21 protein-coding genes are annotated in these 22,112 nt (G+C 43.9%); 10 read left to right on the plus strand and 11 right to left on the minus strand.

What is annotated here, in order from left to right; translation table 11 throughout:
- The 4 genes from ACHA99_RS09330 to ACHA99_RS09345 form a co-directional block, all read right to left on the minus strand.
- On the minus strand, positions 1 to 586 hold a 586-nt coding region (locus tag ACHA99_RS09330; protein WP_393942361.1), incomplete at its 3' end, for an AAA family ATPase.
- Between the two features lie 76 nt (positions 587 to 662).
- Positions 663 to 965 carry a PilZ domain-containing protein gene (locus ACHA99_RS09335; protein WP_338255522.1) on the minus strand — a complete coding sequence of 101 codons (303 nt, stop codon included), beginning with the start codon at positions 963 to 965 and terminating at the stop codon, positions 663 to 665.
- Positions 966 to 1,123: 158 nt separating this feature from the next.
- Positions 1,124 to 1,528, minus strand: coding sequence for a phosphate-starvation-inducible protein PsiE (locus tag ACHA99_RS09340; RefSeq protein WP_028760403.1), 405 nt, complete (start codon positions 1,526 to 1,528; stop codon positions 1,124 to 1,126).
- Positions 1,529 to 1,779: 251 nt separating this feature from the next.
- Positions 1,780 to 2,289 (minus strand): DUF2062 domain-containing protein, encoded by a 510-nt coding sequence (locus tag ACHA99_RS09345; protein WP_028760402.1) that lies wholly within the window; start codon positions 2,287 to 2,289, stop codon positions 1,780 to 1,782.
- A gap of 32 nt (positions 2,290 to 2,321) precedes the next feature.
- On the opposite strand from ACHA99_RS09345, the gene ACHA99_RS09350 reads away from it, so the two are divergent.
- Genes ACHA99_RS09350 through ACHA99_RS09365 form a run of 4 tightly spaced genes read left to right on the plus strand, consistent with a single transcriptional unit; the run spans position 2,322 to position 7,667 of the window.
- On the plus strand, positions 2,322 to 4,640 hold the full coding sequence (locus tag ACHA99_RS09350; protein ID WP_393942364.1) for a DNA internalization-related competence protein ComEC/Rec2: 2,319 nt from the start codon (positions 2,322 to 2,324) through the stop codon (positions 4,638 to 4,640).
- Between the two features lie 32 nt (positions 4,641 to 4,672).
- Positions 4,673 to 6,481, plus strand: a complete 1,809-nt coding sequence (msbA, locus tag ACHA99_RS09355) for a lipid A export permease/ATP-binding protein MsbA (protein ID WP_105252892.1) — start codon at positions 4,673 to 4,675, stop codon at positions 6,479 to 6,481.
- Positions 6,482 to 7,501: a tetraacyldisaccharide 4'-kinase gene (gene lpxK, locus ACHA99_RS09360; RefSeq protein WP_393942368.1), complete on the plus strand. Its 1,020-nt coding sequence runs from the start codon at positions 6,482 to 6,484 to the stop codon at positions 7,499 to 7,501.
- A complete protein-coding gene (locus tag ACHA99_RS09365; protein ID WP_006081200.1) occupies positions 7,488 to 7,667 on the plus strand; it encodes a Trm112 family protein in 180 nt (59 codons plus the stop codon). Before lpxK ends, ACHA99_RS09365 begins: the two co-directional genes overlap by 14 nt.
- Before the next feature lie 137 nt (positions 7,668 to 7,804).
- Here ACHA99_RS09365 and ACHA99_RS09370 read toward each other — a convergent pair whose 3' ends face one another.
- A complete protein-coding gene (locus ACHA99_RS09370) occupies positions 7,805 to 8,266 on the minus strand; it encodes a hypothetical protein (protein WP_028760398.1) in 462 nt (153 codons plus the stop codon).
- 131 nt (positions 8,267 to 8,397) lie between these two features.
- Here ACHA99_RS09370 and ACHA99_RS09375 point away from each other — a divergent pair, with 131 nt between their 5' ends.
- The gene (locus tag ACHA99_RS09375; RefSeq protein ID WP_219234561.1) at positions 8,398 to 9,087 is read left to right on the plus strand and encodes an energy-coupling factor ABC transporter permease; all 690 of its coding nucleotides are present in this window, start codon (positions 8,398 to 8,400) and stop codon (positions 9,085 to 9,087) included.
- A gap of 148 nt (positions 9,088 to 9,235) precedes the next feature.
- Here the strand turns inward: ACHA99_RS09375 and ACHA99_RS09380 are convergent, their stop codons facing one another.
- The 3 genes from ACHA99_RS09380 to ACHA99_RS09390 all read right to left on the minus strand — a co-directional run bounded on the left by ACHA99_RS09380 (position 9,236) and on the right by ACHA99_RS09390 (position 13,926).
- Positions 9,236 to 9,592 (minus strand): glutathione S-transferase N-terminal domain-containing protein, encoded by a 357-nt coding sequence (locus ACHA99_RS09380; RefSeq protein ID WP_028760396.1) that lies wholly within the window; start codon positions 9,590 to 9,592, stop codon positions 9,236 to 9,238.
- A gap of 302 nt (positions 9,593 to 9,894) precedes the next feature.
- Positions 9,895 to 13,290: a DUF748 domain-containing protein gene (locus tag ACHA99_RS09385; RefSeq protein ID WP_393942371.1), complete on the minus strand. Its 3,396-nt coding sequence runs from the start codon at positions 13,288 to 13,290 to the stop codon at positions 9,895 to 9,897.
- A 255-nt stretch (positions 13,291 to 13,545) separates the two neighbouring features.
- Entirely contained in the window at positions 13,546 to 13,926 is a 381-nt protein-coding gene (locus tag ACHA99_RS09390; RefSeq protein ID WP_028760394.1) for a VOC family protein, read from the minus strand.
- Between the two features lie 435 nt (positions 13,927 to 14,361).
- On the opposite strand from ACHA99_RS09390, the gene ACHA99_RS09395 reads away from it, so the two are divergent.
- The 3 genes from ACHA99_RS09395 (at position 14,362) to ACHA99_RS09405 (ending at position 15,727) form a co-directional block, all read left to right on the plus strand.
- The gene (locus tag ACHA99_RS09395) at positions 14,362 to 15,066 is read left to right on the plus strand and encodes a DUF445 domain-containing protein (protein WP_105253144.1); all 705 of its coding nucleotides are present in this window, start codon (positions 14,362 to 14,364) and stop codon (positions 15,064 to 15,066) included.
- 102 nt (positions 15,067 to 15,168) lie between these two features.
- On the plus strand, positions 15,169 to 15,519 hold the full coding sequence (locus ACHA99_RS09400; protein WP_105252887.1) for a VOC family protein: 351 nt from the start codon (positions 15,169 to 15,171) through the stop codon (positions 15,517 to 15,519).
- Positions 15,494 to 15,727, plus strand: coding sequence for a DUF1289 domain-containing protein (locus tag ACHA99_RS09405; protein ID WP_393942374.1), 234 nt, complete (start codon positions 15,494 to 15,496; stop codon positions 15,725 to 15,727). Before ACHA99_RS09400 ends, ACHA99_RS09405 begins: the two co-directional genes overlap by 26 nt.
- A gap of 125 nt (positions 15,728 to 15,852) precedes the next feature.
- On the opposite strand, the gene cdd is transcribed toward ACHA99_RS09405, so the two are convergent.
- Both cdd and sbcB read right to left on the minus strand, forming a co-directional pair.
- Positions 15,853 to 16,743 (minus strand): cytidine deaminase, encoded by an 891-nt coding sequence (gene cdd, locus ACHA99_RS09410; RefSeq protein WP_393942376.1) that lies wholly within the window; start codon positions 16,741 to 16,743, stop codon positions 15,853 to 15,855.
- 211 nt (positions 16,744 to 16,954) lie between these two features.
- Positions 16,955 to 18,373 (minus strand): exodeoxyribonuclease I, encoded by a 1,419-nt coding sequence (gene sbcB / locus ACHA99_RS09415; RefSeq protein ID WP_393942378.1) that lies wholly within the window; start codon positions 18,371 to 18,373, stop codon positions 16,955 to 16,957.
- A 176-nt stretch (positions 18,374 to 18,549) separates the two neighbouring features.
- On the opposite strand from sbcB, the gene ACHA99_RS09420 reads away from it, so the two are divergent.
- The gene (locus ACHA99_RS09420) at positions 18,550 to 18,708 is read left to right on the plus strand and encodes an Arm DNA-binding domain-containing protein (RefSeq protein WP_393942380.1); all 159 of its coding nucleotides are present in this window, start codon (positions 18,550 to 18,552) and stop codon (positions 18,706 to 18,708) included.
- Positions 18,709 to 19,112: 404 nt separating this feature from the next.
- Here the strand turns inward: ACHA99_RS09420 and ACHA99_RS09425 are convergent, their stop codons facing one another.
- Positions 19,113 to 19,574: a Fur family transcriptional regulator gene (locus ACHA99_RS09425; protein WP_338255497.1), complete on the minus strand. Its 462-nt coding sequence runs from the start codon at positions 19,572 to 19,574 to the stop codon at positions 19,113 to 19,115.
- 232 nt (positions 19,575 to 19,806) lie between these two features.
- Between ACHA99_RS09425 and ACHA99_RS09430 the strand changes: the two genes are divergently transcribed.
- Positions 19,807 to 22,053: a TonB-dependent receptor gene (locus tag ACHA99_RS09430; protein ID WP_393942382.1), complete on the plus strand. Its 2,247-nt coding sequence runs from the start codon at positions 19,807 to 19,809 to the stop codon at positions 22,051 to 22,053.
- Positions 22,054 to 22,112 lie beyond the last annotated feature (59 nt).

Consider the following 22,112-nt stretch of genomic DNA (forward strand, 5'->3'; position numbering starts at 1 on the left):
CGGGTTCTATTTCGACGACTGAAGAGCCTCTTTCTTCACTGTCATCATAAATATTTCGGCAAAATGTAACTGAATTTAGCACCCTTAGTCCAAAGGATTGCACCACATCTTTGGCTTCTAAAATGCGTTTAAACTGTGTAGGAAGTGCTGGACATTGGGTTAGCACTATAGTCGCGATCATTTTAGGATTCACCATCTTACAAGTACTTAGCATGTCTTCCATGTGGGGTAATGTTTTGAGATCGCGTCTTTTGGGTCTGAGGGGGATCACAACATAAGTCGCTACCGACATAGCTGCGCGCATGGCTAAGTTATCTTGGCCACCACAATCTACAATTACGTAGTCAAAACGCTCATTGAGGCTGAGTAAATCATTACGAATCTTGCCGTAAAGTTGGATGCAATTAATACTTGGGAGGCTTGGATCATTATTTCTTGCTTGGATCCAATCTGAAGTCGTGCGTTGGGGATCACAATCGACCATGAGGACGTTTGCCTGAAATTTTTGCTTAATATAAACGGCAAGATTTTGAGCGAGACAACTTTTTCCGCTACCACCTTTTTCACCACCTACCAGCAAGATCATACTGACGCCCCTTAATGAATTGTTCAATTCATTGAGTGTAGAACAGAGCCATTAAAGCTGCGAAATTTAAGTTAAATTAAAGCAGTTGCATAGCAATGTGGTAGCTTTGGTCGTGGCATTTTGCGCAGCGGCAGACTTGTCCTTTGACGGTATTTTGTTGTGTGCTATCGGGATTAAAGGTCACTTCGATGAGTTCGCCCAGTGCAAACGGATTTTTATAATCGAATAAAATGCCGCGTCTTGCTAAGTCGATACACACACCTTCATCTGTTTGCTTCATGCCTTGAGTGTCGATCCAATTCAAGACCACGCGCTCTGCTTCCATGTCGACTCGCAGTGATGTGCGTTTTTCTTCAAAACCAGTAGTATGGTCACCCATAACTCAATTGCCCCGTAAATTATTGATCTCAGTAAAACTAGCATAATTGCTTTTTGGCAGAATACCAATGTGAAAGCTAGGTCTTTGATAATAGTTTTAAAACGAGAACAGCAGGTGCCATTGATTTAGGTTTCAATAGCACCAACTCAGGTATTTGATTAATTGTCGTATTCTTGATTTTTTGGATAAGGCATTTTTAATTGGCCCCAACGAATTACAATCACGGTTGCCGCTAAAATTAGCGTCGATAATGATATTGCTGCGATACGCCAGTCTTCCATGCTCTTCATATCTAAGATTAGGTAACGGGCCAAGGCGACAATCGCAATATAAAGCGGCATACGTACTGGTAACTTACCGGATTCATAGTAGTTAGCCACCATGGCTAATACTTCTAAGAAAATAAATAACAAGAGTAAATCGGCCAGTGCGACCATACGTACAGAGATGATATGCACAATTTCTTGGCCTATTGCGACAACGGTGGCAATGGCAATAATAAATAGGACTAAGTGTTCAACGGCTTTGAGGCTTTTAGAACCATATTGATGATAAAAAGGCATGGATATTCCCTACTTGATGTTTTTATAAATAGTAACAGCAAAAATCTGTTTTTAGGGAAAAGCTAGGCGCCGCTGTGTGATTTAATTCACAGATATGTACGATCTTAAATTCGGCGCAAAGTGGAGTTAACGTGGTTGTATGTAGAAGGTGATTTACATGATGAACAAAAGGGAAGCGAATGTGTTAATCCGCTTATGCTGTTACCTTGACTCAATCGTTGTACCAACATAAGCGATTTGAATATAAGAGATTATTTATTCTTGCGTTTCTGCCACTTAAACATAATTGAATATTTCCACAGATTATTAATTAGCAAATAACCGACAGCGGAAAAAACCACTCCTAGCACGAGACACCCGAGTAAGAATGCCGGACCTATGGTCGCAAGCGATGCTTCAATCCATTGCCAACTTGCTTCGAAGGCAAAATCTTGCGGGGCATGGCCGAGTATTTTAGCACCGAGCAAATACGCCCCATAAAACATCACTGGCATAGTTAAGGGATTGGTTATCCATACTAATGCAACTGAAACGGGAATATTAACGTTAAATAGAATGGCAAAAGCCGCTGCAACAACCATCTGAAATGGCATGGGGATCCAAGCGACAAATAACCCTACGGCAAATGCGCCTGGGGCGGATTTTCGATTAAGTGCCCATAGATTGGGATTATGTAACAAGCGTCCGAACATGCGTAAGTGTTTATGCTCACGCAAGGTTTCAGGCTTAGGCATAAATCTTTTAATTAATTTTTTTGGCATATGCTGAAATTGCTGTCTTAACTTAATTCACTATGAATCGATTCATGTTTGGCTTTAGTGCCATCTTATTATCAGCGATGTTATGGCCTTCGCTGCCGCCAGTCAGTTACATACCCTACCTTGTTGTTGGGGCGTTAATCTTACACCGAAAAATCCCTGTCTGTGCAGGTGGGCTCTTTGCGGTAGCATGGCTAACTGGTTTTTGCTTAGGATTATCTAGGCAGGATTTGCCAGTGTTACAACAACCTATACAGGTAAGGGGCGAAATCATATCACTAGTTAGTCGAAACAGCGACTGGCTAAGTTTGGATATATCGCTCATTAAACCAAATTTAATCTTAGGGCCAAACGCAAAATTGCGACTCACGTGGAAAGATCCGCCAGAAGTCGATGTGGGTCAGGTTTGGCTGTTTACGTTGACACCTAAGAGCATTGCTAGCGTGCTAAATCAAGGCGGCTACAACGAACAAAAACAATTAATCAGTCAACATGTTGTCGGTAAAGGACGAGTGATTGAGGCTCAGTTACTTGCGGTTTCGCCTTCATTGCGTAACGACCTCATAAGCGCATTGACACCTGAATTAGCCTCTTTACCTCAAGGTGACATTTTACTCGCTTTGCTTTTGGGGGATAAGCATTTGATCTCAAAAGCTCGTTGGCAAGCACTAAGGCAGACTGGCACTGGCCATTTAGTGGCGATTTCCGGTTTGCACCTCTCCGTCGTCGCGGCATGGGTATACGCTTGCCTTTTGTTTGGATTGAGTCGTTTTGTGTCACATCAGAGTCGACGGAATATGACTTTTGCGTTAGTCGCGGCAGGTATAGGCGCCGCATTTTATGCTTATCTTGCAGGCTTTGGTGTGTCGACTCAGCGTGCACTCGTGATGATTTTACTGTTAATGCTACTGAGTTTATTAAAGCGATTTTCTACTGCGTGGGAGCGCTTGCTGTTTGCATTGTTTGTCGTATTGTTACTCGACCCGCTTGCTTGTTTAAGTGCGGGATTTTGGCTGTCGTTTTGTGCTTTAGGGGTGATTTTATATACCTTAGTCATCCAGCCCAAAGAGTTTACGGCTGTGTCGACTCGAAGGACGCGTGTAGGCGCGGGGCTTTTGCAATTTTGGGCCATCCAGTGGCGCTTGAGCCTTGGGCTTGGATTACTGCAAGGAGCACTCTTTGGTGGTGTGAGTTTACACAGCTTGTGGATGAATATCCTAGCTGTGCCATGGTTTAGTTTTGTTGTTATCCCATTAGCTATGGCGGGATTTATATGCTGGTGGGTTGGTACTGCGTTTGGGTTCTCTTGGTTGGGACTGCTTCGCCTAAGTGATTGGAGTTTATCACCCTATGCGCAGTTGCTAGACATAAGCCAGCAATTGCCAGCCCATTGGTTAGCGCTTTCAGATACGATATTAGCCTTGGGGTTATCCGCGCTCATCGGTGGTGTGTTATGGCGCTATGTGCCTAAAAATAAAAATTATACTTCTTGGTTAAGCCTGCTGAGTTTACTGTTTATTCCCGCTTTGCTTTTCTGTATTACGCTGTGGTTACCCTTTCATAATAATCGATGGGCTATGCATTTACTGGATGTGGGCCAAGGTTTAGCTGTGGTTATTGAAAAGAATGGTAGAGGGCTGGTCTACGACACTGGTGCCGCCTTTGGTGATGACTTTAGTTATGCGGAGCGGGTGATATTGCCTTTCCTAAAAGCTAAAGGCATTCAAGAGATTGATTATATTGTTATCAGCCATAGCGATAACGATCATGCAGGTGGTGCCCCTGTTTTGATTGAGGCTTACCCTAAGGCTTTAGTGATCACAGACGTGGCTGGCTTTAGCGGCCAAGATTGCCGTCCAAAGCAGATTCAATGGCAAGGGCTGAGCTTGAATTTGCTTTCTCCGCCTCAAGCGTTAGCGGGTAATAATGGTTCCTGTGTTATACGCATTGATGATGACAGGCAGAGTCTACTGCTTACGGGGGATATCGAAAAGCAAATCGAAACTTCGCTATTAAGTCGTGCCTTAAGTGGTGAGTATGAGTTACAAAGTGAAGTGCTCGTTGCGCCCCACCACGGCAGTAAAACCTCGTCAACTGAAGCCTTTATTGATGCTGTTGCACCCAAGTTAGTCTTGTTTCCTGCTGGTTTTGCTAATCGCTGGGGGTTTCCAAAATCCACAGTGGTTGAACGGTATCAGCAACGGGAGATTATGGGCCTAACTACAGGTATAGAAGGGCAGATTAGTGTGATTTTTCAGCAGTCTGAGCGAGAGGTTAAGACCTATCGTGGTGATTTAGCGCCATTTTGGTACAACTCTCTGTTTAGATTTGGTGACTTGATTAATCCAGAGTAGAATGCCTACTTTGCCATAATTTAGTGTTATCAATGACAACATCTCCTAAAGACGAAATGTGGACAGTTTTCAAACGATTACTGGGCTATATAAAACAGATGAAAGGCATGTTTATGCTTTCAGTTGCGGGATTAATTATTTATGGTCTCGTCGATGCCGCCTTTATCGCTTTCATCGGCCCCTTTATTGATAAGGGTTTCTCCGGCGGCGCACCTGCTGCGGTGACCAACGGCATAGCATTGCCAACCAGTGAAGGTTTCCACGCAAACAACGACGTGCTTATGATGGCGCCGCTTGTGGTTATCGTTATGTTTTCCCTACGTGGCTTTGCTAACTTTGTTTCGACTTACGGCATTTCATATATGAGTGCACGTTTGATCATGGACATGCGTCAGCAAGTGTTTGAGCATTATCTGAGCCTGCCTGTCAGTTATATGGATAAGGAAAATACCGGTAACTTGATCTCAAAAGTGACTTTTGATACTGAGCAAATCGCTCGAGCATCGGGAAGTGCTTTGATTTCCATCGTCCGCGATAGTGTGACTGTGTTTGGTATGCTGGTGCTGATGTTCTATAACTCTTGGAAGCTATCCCTCTGTATTCTTGTGATTGGTCCTATCATGGGCATGGTCATTGCGGTAGTCAGCCGTCGTTTCCGCAAGGTCTCTAAGCAAATTCAAACAGCCATGGGCGGAGTGAGTGCGACTACGGAGCAAATGATTAAAGGCCATAAAAACGTACTGGCCTTTGGTGGACAGGAAACAGAAGCAACCCGTTTTGCTAAAGTAAACGATCAAAACCGCCATCAAAATATGAAGTTAGCTGTGGCACAAGCCATTAGTCAGCCTCTGATCATGATTATTGGCTCATTCGCCTTAGCCTTTGTACTTTATGCGGCAAGCTTAGACAGCATGAAAGCCGATCTTACCGCGGGTACCTTCGCGACGATTCTTGGCGCCATGATGGCCATGTTACAACCCATCAAAAACTTAACCCGAGTGAATGCCGAATTTCAACGGGGTATTGCGGCTTGTACCACAGTGTTTGAATTACTGGATACGCTGCCAGAGTCCGATACGGGAACTTATACTGTCGAGCGTGCTAAGGGTCATCTACGTTTTGATAATGTGTGTTTTACCTATGACAGCCAAGATCGTCGTGCACTTGAGAATGTCGATTTTGAAGTCAAACCTGGGCAAACCTTAGCCTTAGTTGGACGTTCTGGCTCAGGTAAGTCGACTATTGCGAGTTTAGTGACCCGTTTTTATACCGGCCTTGAATCCGGCGATATTTTGCTTGATGACGTCAGCATCTACGATTACTCGCTAAAATCGCTGCGTAATCAAGTGGCACTGGTATCGCAACAGGTGACCTTGTTCAATGACACGATAGCCAATAACATCGCTTACGCCTACCCTGGTGAAGCTACTCGTGAGCAGATCATTGAAGCTGCGACCTTGGCCTATGCGATGGAGTTTATTGATCAGCTGCCCCAAGGCCTTGATACTCAAGTGGGTGAGAATGGTGTGTTATTGTCTGGTGGTCAAAGGCAGCGGATTGCGATTGCGCGCGCTATGCTACGTGATGCGCCCGTGTTGATCCTCGATGAAGCGACCTCTGCACTGGATACTGAGTCAGAAAAAGCCATTCAAAAAGGGTTAGATAACCTCAGACAAAACCGCACATCTGTAGTGATCGCCCACAGGTTGTCGACCATCGAGAGTGCCGATCAGATTTTAGTAGTCGATCAGGGGCGGATTGTCGAGCGGGGGACGCACCAATCACTATTGGAATTAGATGGCATGTACGCCAAATTATACCAAATGCAATTTGGTAGTTAGATGCAGGCCTTAGTGAATAAAATCTGGTATCAGGGCCATCCACTGCGATGGCTATTGTTACCTTTATCTGGCTTATTCGCGGTTATCACTTATGTGCGCCGCGCTTTGTTTAACCTCGGGATGAAATCACAAACTGCAATGCCTGTACCTGTCATCGTTGTCGGTAATATTACCGTCGGAGGCAGCGGTAAGACGCCAACTGTGATTTATCTGATTGAATTACTGCGCCAATATGGATTTCACCCCGGTGTGATCAGTCGTGGTTACGGTGTTGATATTCAAGGCGTTAAATCGGTTTGCTTAGGTGCAAGTGCGGCAGAGGTGGGTGATGAACCTGCCATGATAGTGGCGCGTACTCAAGTGCCTATGGTGGTTGGTGCTAAACGGGTCGATGCGGCTAATGCGCTTATTGCTGAGTTTGGTGTCGATGTCATCATCTGTGACGATGGCCTACAGCATTATGCTCTGGCACGCGATATTGAGTTGGTGGTAATTGATGGTCAGCGCGGTTTAGGCAATGGCTTGCTATTGCCAGCAGGTCCATTGCGTGAAGGCGTGTGGCGTCTCGATACCGTGGATTTTATCGTCAGTAATGGCGGCCCAGCGGCAAAAGGGCAGTTCGAAATGCAACTGACACCTATGGCAGTGAAGCCTGTTAAATGTGATGCGATGTCTGGTGAATATACTTTCGATAAGTCTCAGCCGCTCGTTGCGATGGCAGGCATAGGTAATCCAGCGCGTTTCTTTGAATCGTTGCGCGCACAAGGCTATCAACTGGCCTTCTGCCATGGTTTTGATGACCATCAGGCCTACGATAAAACCCAGTTAGGTGATTTAGCCCAAGGCTTGCCACTGTTGATGACTGAAAAAGATGCGGTTAAATGTCGCGATTTTGCACAAGAAAACTGGTGGTATTTGGCGGTCGATGCCAAGCTATCCCCACAATTTGATGAACAGCTGCTCGCACGTCTTCGTGAAGTGGCTGCAGCTAAACAAGGAAACTTCCATGGCATTCGATAAAAAATTGTTAGATATAGTGGCTTGCCCTGTGTGTAAGGGTAAACTTGAGTACGATAAAACGACGCAGCAGTTGATTTGTAAGGCAGATAAGCTTGCTTATCCGATCACTGAAGGTATCCCTGTGTTATTGGAAAATCGTGCTGTGCCACTGACCGAATCAGTCTAGTATGATGTGAATGCGCGTATTGTCTCATACGCGCATGCTTGCTTTTTATTCTGCTTATTATCGTTTTAGCTATTTTTAGCCGATTTCAGTTTTTTGTATTGGCAACTGTGCACGTTTCTTCATTACTTTGAGTTTAGTTAATAGCTCATAAATTTTTGTTTATCAGCATTGGTTGCACCCTCTTGGCACTCACCGCGGATTTCTCCTCGACCGGGCTCGATAATTCGGCTTAATTCAATATAACCTTCGCGGCAATAACCCGTCATTTCAAGGGTTTTGATTAAACCTAAATCAACCTGTCTCCCCCAAATTTCTAATGAGTCCTGTAGATCTTGCATCGCGCGACGTTGCTCACGGGGATCTTGCATATTACGTATGCGTGCCTCGTGTGGAAAAGGGCGCTCTGTATCATTCATTGTCGACTTTTCATCGACCAGACGAGCTTTGTAGCTGAAGAGTTTAAGGCCATCGCTTTTAATATCCGTCGTTAACTTATCCCGTAATTTTCCGGCGAGTTCACTCGGGTCAATTGGCGCACTGCTGCAGGCGATGAGCGAGAAGCAACTTAAGATGGCAAGGCTGAGATATCGAAACGGCATAATCAAATTTAACTCTTAGTTATTAACTGACAGAAGAATACCTTAATATGGCCCTAAAGTTCATGGATTTATGGCATTCTCATAGGCTGAGTACGCGCCGATAGGTGTAATGGATTAAGGATGGGCGAGTAATGTTGGCGTTTTGGTCGAATAAATGGGCGCAAATCGAATGGGATATGAGCCTGACTCAAGGTATATGCCTTATGTTCTTGGCGTTATGGATCTACGCCATATGGCCAAAAGAAGAGTTAGTGCAGCTCCGGCGGGATAAACATCTCCAATTACGTTTGTTGCTGACGTTGGTGGGGATCAATGCGCTGTGGTCGTTAAATGCCAGTATTCAAACTGGGTTACATCTGCATTTTCTGGGAATTGTCACTTGTATGCTGATGTTCGGCTGGCGTCTTGCGACCTTAGTGTTGCTATTGCCGAGTGCTTTTTTTAGCCTTTTTGTATTAAAGCAGCCCGCTGATTTTGGTGCTTTTAGTTTGTTCGCTATGGCCGTGCCGCTGTTTCTGTGTTTTATCCTATACAGTCGCAGTTACCATTTATTTCCTAAGCATATTTTTGTATTCATCTTCGTCGGTGGTTTTATCAATGCGGGCCTCTCAACGGTGTTTCATCAATTGAGTTGGGCTATGTGGTTGTGGTCTGCAGCGGATTACGATTGGAATGTGTTAGTGGACGACTACCTGATGCTCATCCCTTTGCTGGCATTCCCTGAGGCATTGCTTAATGGCATGGCAGTGACGCTATTGGTGGTGTATCAGCCCCAGTGGTTATTTGATTATTCTGACCGTGAATATTTGTGGCGTAAGTAAATGCGATAAAACAACGCAATAAAAGAACTGCGCCCTAAACCTCGTCATTCCAACGTAAAGCCCTTTGTAAGGAGCCCATTGAACAGACGATTGAAAAGTTTACTGGGCGCACTTATTTGTATATTTGCGCTGACCGTTGCGCCGTGATTTAGGCGAAGCGTTGGTCTAAGTAGTTAATGATTTCTTTTGATTCATATAACCACTGTACTTGACCGTTTTCTTCAATCCGCAGACAAGGCACTTGCTGTTTGCCGCCTTGAGCGATGAGTTCATCTTTATGCGGCGCTTTTTTAGCGTCGTGGGTCACTATGTTGAGTCCTTGGCGACGCATTGCACGGCGGACTTTTACACAAAATGGGCATGCAGGATATTGATACAGGGCTAATGCTTGAGTTTGAGCATCAATTTTTTGTTGCTCAGCCAGTGGACGTTGGCGCTTCTTAGGGCTAAATACGAAATTTAAAAACAGAATAATCCTGCCTAAAATCCAGCGAATGATAAACATGTTATTGACCTTAATGATAATTTTTGTGGAAGAACATTTGTGCGTTATGGCGCCACAGAAAGTGTGCGGCGAGTCTGGGATCCAGTCGTTTAAAAAATGTGATCTCAGTTGTATAAAGGTCGCAGAGTGTAACCTATGGCACCAAGCACGGCCAACATTTTAGAGTGAATTAACAGATAGATGATTTGATTGTAGAAGAATGGTTTTTTGATTGGTTATGACGCTTAGCCATAAGGTAAAAGCCCGCTAAAGTCGAACTTTAGCGGGCTTAGTTTTATATAAAAAGCAGTTAATTGGCTGAGTTATTGAGCATCAATGGTGAGACTCACTTGGGCTGCATTCTGGGTTAAACTCACTCGGCTTTCGAGCAAGAAGATCCGCTCTGGAGCAATTTCTTTCACGTCCACAAGGTAAGCTTTAACGGCTTTTGCTCTTTCTTGGGCCAAATTACCCAACATGCCATCGTTAACATTCTGCGCTTTTACCGACAGATTATATAAAGCGATATGCCAGCGGGTGGTGATTTCGTCATCTGAAAGTTGCGCGTCTTTGGCCTCTGCGATAACAGTGTCTCTGATTTGGGCAGGATCGGCTTTAACTTCTTGTTCATAAAGCTTTACTAACGCATCAGCAAGCGGCCCGTGGGTCGGGAATTGGCTCGGACTTAAATCATCAGGTAACGCACTGAATTCGATATTGGCTAATTTAGCCAATTTACGCTTCATGATGCGCTCAGCAATGGCTTGGCTGTCATTGATGGCATCGACTTCCCCTTCAACGCTAAGCTTGAGCATAGGTCTGTCGAGTAAGGCGCTAGCGAGTTTGTCTAAACTTTTTTGCTCATCTTCACTTAGGCTGAATTTGCCTGCGGCAAAGCTTATCTTATCTAAGGTTTCGTCAGAACCTATGAGTCCAGCTAAGAAAGTGAAGGGCGCTGTGACGGCTTTAGTGATCACATTGGTAATCGCCGTCATTATGATGCTGCCGACACTAAAGCTAGGTGAGTCTAAATCGCCAGAGACTTCCATGCCTAAATCAATCACGCCGTTACGGTCCTGCAGCAGGGCAATCGCGAGCGTGATGGGTAAGCTAGTGGCAAGGTCACTGTCACTGGGTTTACCAAGTTTCAGTTGGTCTATGACCAGATGGTTACTGCCCTTGAGCTTGTTCTTATCGAGTTGATAGTTCAGCGATAGTGATAGCTGCCCTTTATCTATGTAGTAACCCGCATAGGTGCCTGAGTAAGGATTGACTGAGGTTAACTCAACGCTCTTAAAGACTAAGTCGAGATCTAAATATGGCATATCTAGCAAAGGGTTAATATCGCCTTTTAGAGTTACAGGCGCATACTTGTCTATCTTACCTTTGATATCAACCGAGGCCTTAGTCCCTGGCGTGGACGACAGGTGAGTGATATTGCCTTCAAGCAGCTCAATTCCCGAAGCAAAATTCGGAGTCAGTGAGTTATCGGCAAAGTAAGCCGAGCCTTGGCTAAAGCTAATTTTTTGAATATCGAGACTTAACTCAGGCGTTGTCTTGCTTGCCGTTTGCAGCTCGGTTTGCTTAGCACTGGCTGTGGTTGTGTTTTTAGTTGTCTTGCTATTTGCAGCCGGAGCCTCAACGATAAGATCGCTGATATTAGTGGTTCTATCTTTGGCTATCACCACTTTGGCGTAGGGTTGATTAAAGGCTAAGTGATCAATTTTGATTTGATTTTTCTGTTGGTCAAAATCCAGTTGATTGATATTCATCTTTTGCCATTTGACCAGCGGAGCATTACGCAATTTGTCATGAATAGCTAAATCATCGAGCTCAACACTGCCACCGTAAATGGCTTTGCCTTTAGCATCGGCGGTCAGCTTGCCTGCTGAGCTTAATAGACCGCTCTTGAGCTGGATATTCACGTAGGGTGCTAAATAGGGCTGAAATTGGGTTAATGCCAGCTTATCGAGTTGGATATTGGCATCTATGGTTTCGCCCGTCACATCGACTTGGCCTTGAGAGCTCAAAGTACCTTGACCATTGAGGCTGAGTTGTAGCTCATATTCAATCGGAGCGGTTAAGGTACTCGTTATGACCTTAGTTGAAAAATTAAGCGGATACACTCGCCATTGCTGCGGCGTTGCCGTTAGCTTTTGTTCCGATAGATTAAGGTCATAGTTTTCAATATTGAGCGCATCGAGTTGCACGAACCAAGTGTCAGTTGACGTCGTTACTGGTGTTTGCTTGACTGGCTGTTGAGGATTTACCTCTGAAGCGATGTCTGCAGCGGTTTCTTTAGTGGCATCAGTGGTGACATTTGCGGTCGCTTCTGTCTTTTGTTCTGTTTTATCACTCTCGTTAGTTGCGGTTAATTCGCTTTCCGTTGCTTTGTCTGCGCTATCGCTTGCATCAGTGGCAGTCTCTGCTATTTGACGTTTTTCTTCCACTTGCGCAACTTGTACGCGCTCAAGCGATTGAGCATCTGCTGGCTTAGCATCGATTGGTTTAGTAACCGGCTGCGTAGTCGTTGTGGAGGCGCTTAGCGATTTAGGCATGAATAAGCCAACAAGATCGAGCCCGTCTTGGTTCAAAATGGCACTCATTGTTAGGCCATCGCTGTGGAGTTTGTTGATATGCACTTTCTGCTGCTTCAAGTTGGCTGAAATGCCGTCGAGGGCAAACATGGGGAGCTTGACCACAGAGCGATCTTTGTCGTTAACGTTAAGTTTTTCAACAATAAACTGGCCATTGTTGCTGGTGACTTGTAACTCGCCATTCTCGGCAAGATCCACTTGATACTGAGTTTTAATACTGAGCTCGCCATCCGTGAGAACGGGATTAAATTGATCGTCGATAAATCGCCATAGTGGTGTCAGTTTCAGTTTGGCGACTTGGATGTCACCCGCAACTTTTAGCGGGAACAATTGGAATTGCCCCTGCAAACTGATTTCACCAGCATGTTCATCACTGAGTTGTATCGCATAGTGATTGTGCTTGATAGGCACAATGGGTGAGTCAGACGTTGATTGGGCGTTTGGTGTCGTATTATCAACTTTGTTTACTTTTATGGCTGGTGTTATCGATGCCGATGATGCCGCCATCAAATATTCAGTATCAAGGGAACTGAGTTTTAGATTGATATTGGGGTAGTTCACTTGAGCATGGGTAATTTTGTCATCGAAGTTAAATTGTCCCGCATCCAACACAAATTGGCTGAGCAGGACACGAACGGGTGAGCTGGCTTCTGTGGGTGTCGTTTCTGTGCTCGCGGATGAATGCTCGTTCAGGGTCTGCAGAATATCGTCGAAGTTGAATCCAGCTTTCCCTTTTTTCTCCACGCGAATGATATGTGCGTAGGGCGCTTGTATGTGTATGTTTTCGATAACGGCGGCGCGATTAAAAACAGATCGCCAAAAGTGTATTTCGAATTGGACTTGTGCAATGCCAGCAAAAGGTTTGTCGTCTTTTTCTTTAATGGTCAGTTGGTCGATTTCGACTTTGAAATTAAAAGGGTTAATGCGTATATCGCCGAGGGTGACGGGACGACCGAGCAGAGTTGAGAGTTTTTCTGGTGCCAGCGTGGTTATCGCATAGGGGAGGATTAAACCTAATGTGCAGACATAGCTAAGGTAGACTGCTGTGAGGTAAATAATCACTCGCAGGTATCTTGGGAGGGCAAAAAAAGAGTGTCTGAATTGCGATAACTGGGTCAGCATTAATATCAAGGCTCCAATGCATAAGACAGGGAAAAACTTCCATAAGTAGGGACATTCTAGCGAATAATGCTAATGTTTCCAGAAATTATTTATATTTTTACCAATGAAATCTTGGTATTACACAGACAATAACGTCTTCTGATCTAAGACGTTCCTGAGTGGTAACCTATCATCTACATTGATAACTACATGTGTTTCAGCCTATGGCTAATGATTTGAGTCGTCAATACTCGCTATATTGGAGGCTATTTTTGATCAGCGATTTAAATAACTAATCGCTGCAATAATGGCGCCTTGTGGATCTTTTATCCAACAAAAACGGCCTACTTCGGGAATATCTTCAGGACCAAACAGAATATCCCCGCCAAGTTTTTTTGCGCTGATAGCGACTTGATCGACATCGTTAACGGTAATGTAGCCGGTCCAATGTGAGGGAAGCATTGGGAGCAAACTATCGGTGATCCCCCCAATGCTGACGCCCTGATTTTCGATAATATGATAATTACCGTGGGGCATTTTGACGGTTTTAAAGTGCCAGCCAAAAATCTCAGCATAGAAGTGCATAGCCTCTTCAGTATTATTGGTTGTCAATTCATGCCAACTTAACGCTCCTGCAGTGTTAAAAGCCGATTCCATAAGCGCATCCTTTATTCTATTTGGGGTAAATTTTGTGTATTGAGCCGAGGTTAACTGTCAGTGTTCAGTGCCAGCTGTATTCTGAGCCATATTTTTTGTGCGTTATCTTGATTGAGTGTAGTTGAGGCAAGTTGATAATTCACAGACGGTAAATTAAAATTTTTGCGTTTTTCAGGTCGGAAAACATTAAATTAACTTAATGTTCTACAAGGAGATTCACTTTATTCGGTGCTGGCTAATCAGCTTCTTGTGGCTCAGTGACGCTGCGGCTTCGTTAATGGGCTTTATCTTGCCCCTTTCGCCAAGACTTAGCACTGAAAACAGATTTTAAAACGGGTTTGTTTACTGTGGTTTGAGTGTTAGACCTGACTCCCGTTAACTTGTTAATATAGGCGAGTTTTGCATCTTATCGATGCCACCTTAGGGGATACGAGATTGAATAAGAGTTTAGTGACGAATTTATTGGCGGCTGCTTTGGTCGTTGTGGGTTACCTGATGAATTCGGCAATTGTCCTGAATGTCGGATTATTTGCTTTATCGGGTGCGATTACCAACTGGGTTGCAGTTTATATGTTGTTTGAGAAAGTCCCCGGACTCTACGGTTCGGGAGTCGTGCCTTCTCGTTTTGAAGAGTTTAAGGCGGGTATTGCTCATTTGATGATGAAACAGTTTTTTACCACTGAAAATATCGACCGATTCCTATCTGAAAAAGAAGGGCTGAGTAAAATAGACTTGGCGCCAGTGATTGAAAAGGTTGATTTAGCGCCTTCTTTTGATGCGTTAATTAGCACAGTCGCCCAATCTTCCTTTGGCGGTATGTTGTCTATGTTTGGTGGCACAGATGCCTTATTGCCGTTAAAAGAGCCGTTTATTGTAAAGATGAAAGCTTCTTTAGTTGAAATGGCACAAAGCGATGCATTTCACGAGTTGCTGAAACAAGAAATTGAACAGCCAAATGTGATGGCCGATCTGCAAACAAAAATTGCTAACATAGTGGAACAAAGATTAAACGAGTTAACACCACAAATGGTGAAACAAATCGTTCAGGACATGATACAAACGCACTTAGGTTGGTTAGTGATTTGGGGCGGCGTGTTTGGCGGTCTGATTGGACTTGCCGCAGCCTTAATCCAAGGTTAACCTGAGTAAAAGCCGCGAATAGAATGGGAGCTTTGGCTCCCATTTTTACTTACGCATTTTATGTCCATCATTTTGTGCCCTGATTAAATAGCAAGGAAGTCTATGAACCGTCACCACAGTATCAATTATTTGGAAATCCCAAGTCGCGACATTGCGAGTTCTAAGGCCTTTTTTAGCCAGGTTTTTGGATGGACCTATGTCGATTATGGCCCTGAATACAGTTGCTTTATGGATGTCGGCATTACTGGGGGATTCTATCAAGCCGATGTGAATTTCACCCTCGCAAAAGGTTGCCCGCTGATTGTGATCTACAGCCAGAACTTAGAATTGACTCTGACGGCTGTCGTAACTGCTGGTGGCATTATCACAGCTGACATCTTTAGTTTTCCGGGAGGCCGTCGATTCCATTTTGTTGAACCTTGTGGCAATGAATATGCCGTCTGGTCAGAATGATCCTAATGTCACTCCTTGTATTCGAAATTGTTGTTTAGATCAGCAAGATATTTGTTTAGGTTGTTTCAGGCATCTTGATGAAATTTTAGCATGGCGCGTTATGTCGGAAGTGGAGCGGCAAGCTTGTTTTATCAGGATGGACGAGCGTAAGGGGGAGTATCTGGCTAAGTTCAATGACGTGGTTAGTAGAAGACAGGATGGAGCATGATTAGCCGTCAGAATTACTTACGATAATTGATTTTTAAGCTTTAAGTGGATAATCGAACGGCGAAATACGCATTAACGTATTTCGCCGTTGGCATTTTGAAACCCCCTTGGCATTTGAAGCAGACGTTACACTGGATCTACCACGATGTGCTCAAGTTCGATGGCGGCAACGGTATGAAGCGCATCCATAGTCGCGCCAACTAAGCTGATTTTTCCTTGAGATGACTCAATTAAAACCGCACGGCTGATATCGCTAAACTCACGATTGTGGCGTGCCAGATTTGATAAGGCCATCTGCATGGGCAGCATAGAAGGATTGAATGCCGCATTTTCTGCGTAGCGACCACAATAGGTTGCACCATCATGGGTTTCTAATACCACAGCGGCAAAACTTTGGGTGTAAGGTGCATAGCTTAAACCTGCATGATCTAAGCCTTCTATGATCATAGGATCGGCACTGTCTAGTGCAAATTCAGTTTGTTGCTTGGCCATTAAGGGCGAAGTGACATTTAAGTCTTTTGGCCCAAAAGCATAGGGTAAATAATAGGCCAGAGGATGGCTTTCCTGTGCGGGTAGATGAATGCAGATCTTGCTTCCTTCAACCAGTTCATTCATAAACTGACGACAATGACCGCAAGGACTGGCATTAACTATAATATCAACAATTTGGCTTTCACCACTGAGCCATGCGTGGCTGATAGCGCTTTGTTCTGCATGGACAGAATGAAATAACGCTTCACCGGGTAATTCTAAGTTGGCACCCATGTAGATATCGCCACTTTTACCTTTGGCTATCGCGCCGACATAAAACTCACTGATAGGCGGTTTGGCCAATGCCGCTGCTATCGGCAGTAATGCTAATAACACTTCTGCTTCGGTCATTTTGCTTGCACTTGTTAGCGTAGCAAGTTGCTGCGCATCAATGTGTCCAGCAAAATTCTGGTGCAAAATTGGGATAAGTGCATCGGCTAACGGCGTTGGCAGTTGGGTTATGCTACGAATGAATCTATCTTGCATTTCCCTATTCCTTATTTGTTAAGTTCATGGAAGAACATTCTAGTAATTTTGTTACAGCATAAATGCGAGTTAGCTCGCGTTTATGCGCTGTCAATGTCAGTGCTATCGAGAGTGATAAACTTATGTTACTCACGTATAGAGTGAGTCTATTGGTGCACACAAATAAGCTTAAGACTATAAAACAAAAGACTTAAGCTTGAATTTACACAATTTAAAGTTCACGCAAATAATGACAAAGGGCAGCAAGTAGCCTTTGCTTAGTCTCATCCGCTTGTGTTTCTTGTAGCAAATTTTCTAATTTAAGTACGTAGTCTTGATCGGCTAAGCGATTTTGACAGAATTCACGCCAGCGCTGCGACTCTGTATCATCGAGTAGTTCAGGGTAATTACGGGCGCGGTAACGAAACAGCATCTCAGGAATACGTGGATCATCAAACTGCAAATCTAACGCCGCTAGATTTTGCGGTAGGGTATGACGGATGATTTCCATTTTTGCTTTATCCGCTTGGCTAAAGAACCCACCAGAATACAGCATCAAATCGGGATCTGTGGTTACTCTGCTGTCATCGTGCTCAAATAATAGCGCCAGTTTTTCGCGTAATTCTGGGTGACGTTTTAGGCGTTTATACTGCTCTCTGGCAAATTCTTTATCTATGCCTAAACGAGCGGCATGCTCATCACTGAGGATTTTTGCCGAGGTGATAAAAGGGCACTTATTAAGATGAATTTGTTTTACTGCGATAGGTAATTCATCTTCGGCAAGATCAGCCCTTGACGTATACATGCGCGTTTTAATTTGCTCGACATCTAGCTCGAATAGCGGCGTTAAATCCATGACTAAATTAACGCAAATAACGGCATTTTTGTTAGTAGGATGGTGCGCTACGGGTGAGATCAACGTTGCACAACCATTGCGCGCACTAATTTTAGAGCTCACATGGACCAAAGGCTGCATATTGAGCACATCGATTTGATCGCTAACCGCTTGCTTACGGCGCAGGTCAAAATAGTACTGATATAACTTAGGCTGTTTCTCGCGAATGAGTTTTGCCATGGCGATGGTCGCATACACATCAGACATAGCATCATGGGCTTTCTCATGGCTTAAACCATTCGCTTGGGTAAGATGTTCTAGCTTAAAACTCGGAGAGCCATCTTCCTTTGTCGGCCAGTTAATGCCTTCGGGCCTAAATGCGTAACAAGCGCGCACTAAATCAATGATATCCCAACGAGAGTTGCCATTTTGCCATTCACGGGCATAGGGATCGATAAAGTTCCGATAAAAGCCATAACGGGTCACTTCATCGTCAAAACGCAGTGAATTATAACCTGCAACACAAGTGTTTGGTTGGCTAAATAGCGCTTGAATTCGTCCCATAAACTCAGTTTCAGGGATGCCTTTTAAATTAGCTAACTGTGGAGTGATCCCTGTGATTAGTATTGCTTCCGGAGACGGCAAATAATCAGTGGCTTGCTTACAATAGAATGTCTCAGGCTCGCCGATGATATTGAGATCTAAATCCGTGCGAATGCCAGCAAATTGCGAGGGTCTGTCTTTCGCTGGGTTCGCTCCAAATGTTTCGTAGTCGTGCCAAAAAATCGACCCTGCTTTATCGTCTTTCATCTTCATTTGTTTTCGTTCTCTAAAGCATGTAACTTCATGTTATCAGTAGTTAAATTGCTTTAATTGGATTCGTTGTCATTCACATCAATTTAGTATGCAGCTCTTCGATGTGAGTACATAATCTGTATATATTGGGTTCTGCGTCAGATTAGCTAAAATCACATGTACACAGGGTAATCAAAATGTCTTTATCTGACACGCAGTTACGTGCAATAAACGGTAATCCATATTTAGAGAAACCAGAGCTTGCAGACCGCGACGGCTTAAGCGTTCGTATTACCCCTGCAGGGACTATAACATGGCAGTATCGATTTAGGATTGATAATCCATCAGGGGCTTAACCTTTGGTCTCTACCCGGATTTAGGACTTGCTGACGCACGTAAGCTGGTCCCTGCGTGACTAAATTCATGGGTAAATATTATAGATCCCCATGCGTTTTGGAAACCGCTTAACACATTCGAAGGCCGATCAGTTCCGCTTTACTCGAGATATTATAAGAACAGTGGAACTTATATCACTCGCCATGGCGCTTTCCCACGGCAAGCGACCGGGTAATGTTGCTTCCATTAATGAGCAGGTCCGCGATATGAAACCAAGACTGGCATATCCACTATTTTAGACGGACATTATCGACCAGAATGTCGGAGGCTGGTGGATTTATAGCGTAACTGTGAGTATGGGATAAGTTCAGCAACCATGATAAATAGCGTTCCAAATTAGTTAATGTACATAACTTAACTTAACTTAACTATTATGTTGTTGCCGACATTCATGACACCAACCCGCTAATTCAAGCTGTGGGCTCGATAAGGTAAATTCCGCTTGGCTAACATTCAACTGTAACTGTTCAACAAGAGCAGTGGGCAATGCTATCTCTGTGACTTTTTGACAAGTATTACAAATTAAAAATTGATTGTGAATGTGATGATCGCATACATGATGGCAGGCAATATACTTATTCACCGTTAATAACTTATGCACTAATTGTTCCTGTACTAAGAAATCCAACATGCGATAGATAGACATTATGGGTAAACTCTCGCCCAAACTTTGTTTTAACACATCGGCAATTTCATAGGCAGACAAAGGAACATCATGTTCCTGTAATACGATAAGTACTTTTTTGCGCTTACTGGTAAGATTGATGCCTTTTTCTTCACACTTTTTCACTACTTCACGCAGTAAATCAAGATTTTTTCCCGTCATAGAACTGCCAATTTTTTTGAAATGATCATACTTGCACAGTTTACCTGATCCACCCCTTCTAATGACAATCTTTGTTAGTAATCATCAGTCACCATACCGAGTGTTGTTCTGATTGCCATTTACAATCAGTAACTTAATTTACTTTCATTTATATTGAACCCGATTGATACGTGGTGATACGTTATAACATATCATTTATTTTAGTAGTAATCATATGGAGACGACCCACAAAATGAACTTCCACAAATACCTTCTGTTATTAGGTGTTGGCACTTTAGCTGTTTCAGCAGAACCTATTGAACGTATCAATGTCACTGGGTATGCTTTAGAAAAACCACTAAGTCAAAGAATACAAGCCAGTAAAATCGAACTCAGCGGCGATGAACTTAATAATCGTAAAGCCGATACCTTAGGAGAAACTTTAAGCCAATTACCGGGGGTAGACAGTGGTTTTTTTGGTAGCTCATCGGGTAGGCCACAAATCCGTGGATTTGGTGGAAACAGGGTTAAAATGTTGCTCAATGGAACTCAAGTTGAGGATATGTCGTCGGTGAGTGAGGATCAATACATCCCCATCGAGCCCTTTCTTGCTGACAGTATCTTGGTCATTAAAGGTCCTACAGCTGTGATTGCCTATGGTGGGCAAGCGATGGCAGGCATTGTTGATCTCCAAGATGGTCGTATTCCATTAAGTCCAATCAATGGGTTTAACAGCCGCGCTGAAGTGAAAGCTGGCTTCAATAGTACAAGTACCGCACTGGCAAAACTTACCGCAGGGAATGAATCTTTTAACTTTGCGCTTAATATGATCAACAAAGACCGTGGTGACTACGATATTCCTGGATATTCTAAAGACAGCGATTGTAAAACGTGGTCAAAAGTCGTAGGTGCCGCACAGTTTGCCGATCTATGCCAAATCAAATATGCGCAACCTGTGTGGCAGATGAACAATCAATTAAAACGCTATGAAGATGCTACACCTTTAGAACAACAAATTATCACCGACTACTCAATAGACAGTAATGGCACTGTGCTTAACAGCAGCCACCACACATCATCATTCTCGGCAGGCGGAAGCTACACTGGCCAACAACGTCTTTTGGGTTTGGCTTATGGTTATACGGACACTCATCGCGGTATTCCGGGATTTATGCGTCGTGGCAGCAGCGCACCAGTGGATTTTGATCAACGGGGTAATATTCGAATTTTCTCCCGTGGTGATCGCGTAGATATGAAGTATGTCGAAAACTGGGATGACAATTGGATAAACTCATTTAGCCTCGATGGCGCCTATTCGAATCAAGTCGATGATGAGCATATGGCTGAGGTATCTGTTAACCAATTCGAACTTACCTCTTGGGTCATTAGCCCTAAGCTCTATCATAGTTGGACATCAAACTTCGATGGTGTCTTAGGATTACAGTACGACACTAAAGCCTATAAAGGGGAGGGCTATGACAATTACATGCCTGATGTCGATAGTCAAAACTATGCAGCCTATACGCTACAAACCCTGCACTTTGGTCCGGTTACTTTTGAGTTTGGAGGTCGTTATGATGCGATTAAGCACCAAGTAAACGCAGAGGGTTACAAGGTAGGTCGAGGCTCAGGAGCGAATGTTAAAGATAGAAATTTTTATCTCCAAAGCTACTCAGGATCACTGCAATGGGACATATTGCAAAATTGGTCAACACGAGTCAATTACGTTCATGCCGAGCGTGCTCCTGAAATGAGTGAGCTTTACGCCAGTAACCCACACTATGCTCTGTTAATTGAAGAACAGGGCAGCTCAAATCTTAAAAAGGAAATTAATCACTCCTTTGAAATAAATACCACCGCTAAAATCGCCGATTTACAGCTAATGGCAAGTTGGTATCAAAATCAATTCAATGATTTTATTTATCTTGGTAGTACAGGCCTTGAGCGTAATGGTACTTATGTTCGTGAATGGCGCCAAGCAGATACAAACAATCAAGGGTTAGAGGTACAAGCTATCTATACCTTACCGTGGCAAAGGTGGGGAGTTTTTGAACTCAGCGCATTTACTGACAGAGTGAGAAATACTCCTAGATATCAATACGATGGTAGTTACGACATCTTTAGTACTCGCCCACCTCTCGCAGGTGAGCGGGACGAATACTTTCGCCGCAGGTTAGAAGGCACTTCAATGCCTCGAACACCACAATCCAAAACAGGCACTGCACTAAATTGGCAGTATGATGCGCTTACTGTGTCCATCGATTATGTTCGCTATCATTCACAAGGTGACGTTAGCAGATTTGAGAGGCCCTCTGAATCTTATGCTTTGCTCGGAGCCAATATCACTTTAGATCAAGTCATTTCGAAAGTGCCGACTCAATTCTACCTAAGCTTAGATAATCTTACCGATGTAGATGCGCGCCCACATAACAGTTTCCTAAGGCATTTATCCCCTATGCCAGGTCGCTCAGCGGCTATTGGTGTCAGAGTGCAATTCTAAAAAGTTTCCTTCAAGGCTAATGGCCTTGAAGGTTTTCATTTGATTTCTTGATACCCAAG

The organism is Shewanella sp. S23-S33 (assembly GCF_043359565.1).
Classification (GTDB): Bacteria; Pseudomonadota; Gammaproteobacteria; order Enterobacterales; family Shewanellaceae; genus Shewanella; species Shewanella oncorhynchi.

Bases quoted from the DNA above. Each gene is read 5' to 3' on its own strand.
- ACHA99_RS09420 (WP_393942380.1), top strand. From the start codon at position 18,550: ATGTCTTTATCTGACACGCAGTTACGTGCAATAAACGGTAATCCATAT.
- ACHA99_RS09430 (WP_393942382.1), top strand. From the start codon at position 19,807: ATGAACTTCCACAAATACCTTCTGTTATTAGGTGTTGGCACTTTAGCT.
- ACHA99_RS09390 (WP_028760394.1), bottom strand. From the start codon at position 13,926: ATGGAATCGGCTTTTAACACTGCAGGAGCGTTAAGTTGGCATGAATTG.
- ACHA99_RS09345 (WP_028760402.1), bottom strand. From the start codon at position 2,289: ATGCCAAAAAAATTAATTAAAAGATTTATGCCTAAGCCTGAAACCTTG.
- ACHA99_RS09385 (WP_393942371.1), bottom strand. From the start codon at position 13,290: ATGCTGACCCAGTTATCGCAATTCAGACACTCTTTTTTTGCCCTCCCA.
- ACHA99_RS09335 (WP_338255522.1), bottom strand. From the start codon at position 965: ATGGGTGACCATACTACTGGTTTTGAAGAAAAACGCACATCACTGCGA.
- lpxK (WP_393942368.1), top strand. From the start codon at position 6,482: ATGCAGGCCTTAGTGAATAAAATCTGGTATCAGGGCCATCCACTGCGA.
- ACHA99_RS09425 (WP_338255497.1), bottom strand. From the start codon at position 19,574: ATGACGGGAAAAAATCTTGATTTACTGCGTGAAGTAGTGAAAAAGTGT.
- sbcB (WP_393942378.1), bottom strand. From the start codon at position 18,373: ATGAAGATGAAAGACGATAAAGCAGGGTCGATTTTTTGGCACGACTAC.
- ACHA99_RS09400 (WP_105252887.1), top strand. From the start codon at position 15,169: ATGAACCGTCACCACAGTATCAATTATTTGGAAATCCCAAGTCGCGAC.
- ACHA99_RS09365 (WP_006081200.1), top strand. From the start codon at position 7,488: ATGGCATTCGATAAAAAATTGTTAGATATAGTGGCTTGCCCTGTGTGT.
- ACHA99_RS09375 (WP_219234561.1), top strand. From the start codon at position 8,398: ATGTTGGCGTTTTGGTCGAATAAATGGGCGCAAATCGAATGGGATATG.
- msbA (WP_105252892.1), top strand. From the start codon at position 4,673: ATGACAACATCTCCTAAAGACGAAATGTGGACAGTTTTCAAACGATTA.
- ACHA99_RS09370 (WP_028760398.1), bottom strand. From the start codon at position 8,266: ATGCCGTTTCGATATCTCAGCCTTGCCATCTTAAGTTGCTTCTCGCTC.
- ACHA99_RS09380 (WP_028760396.1), bottom strand. From the start codon at position 9,592: ATGTTTATCATTCGCTGGATTTTAGGCAGGATTATTCTGTTTTTAAAT.
- ACHA99_RS09340 (WP_028760403.1), bottom strand. From the start codon at position 1,528: ATGCCTTTTTATCATCAATATGGTTCTAAAAGCCTCAAAGCCGTTGAA.
- ACHA99_RS09405 (WP_393942374.1), top strand. From the start codon at position 15,494: ATGAATATGCCGTCTGGTCAGAATGATCCTAATGTCACTCCTTGTATT.
- cdd (WP_393942376.1), bottom strand. From the start codon at position 16,743: ATGCAAGATAGATTCATTCGTAGCATAACCCAACTGCCAACGCCGTTA.
- ACHA99_RS09350 (WP_393942364.1), top strand. From the start codon at position 2,322: ATGAATCGATTCATGTTTGGCTTTAGTGCCATCTTATTATCAGCGATG.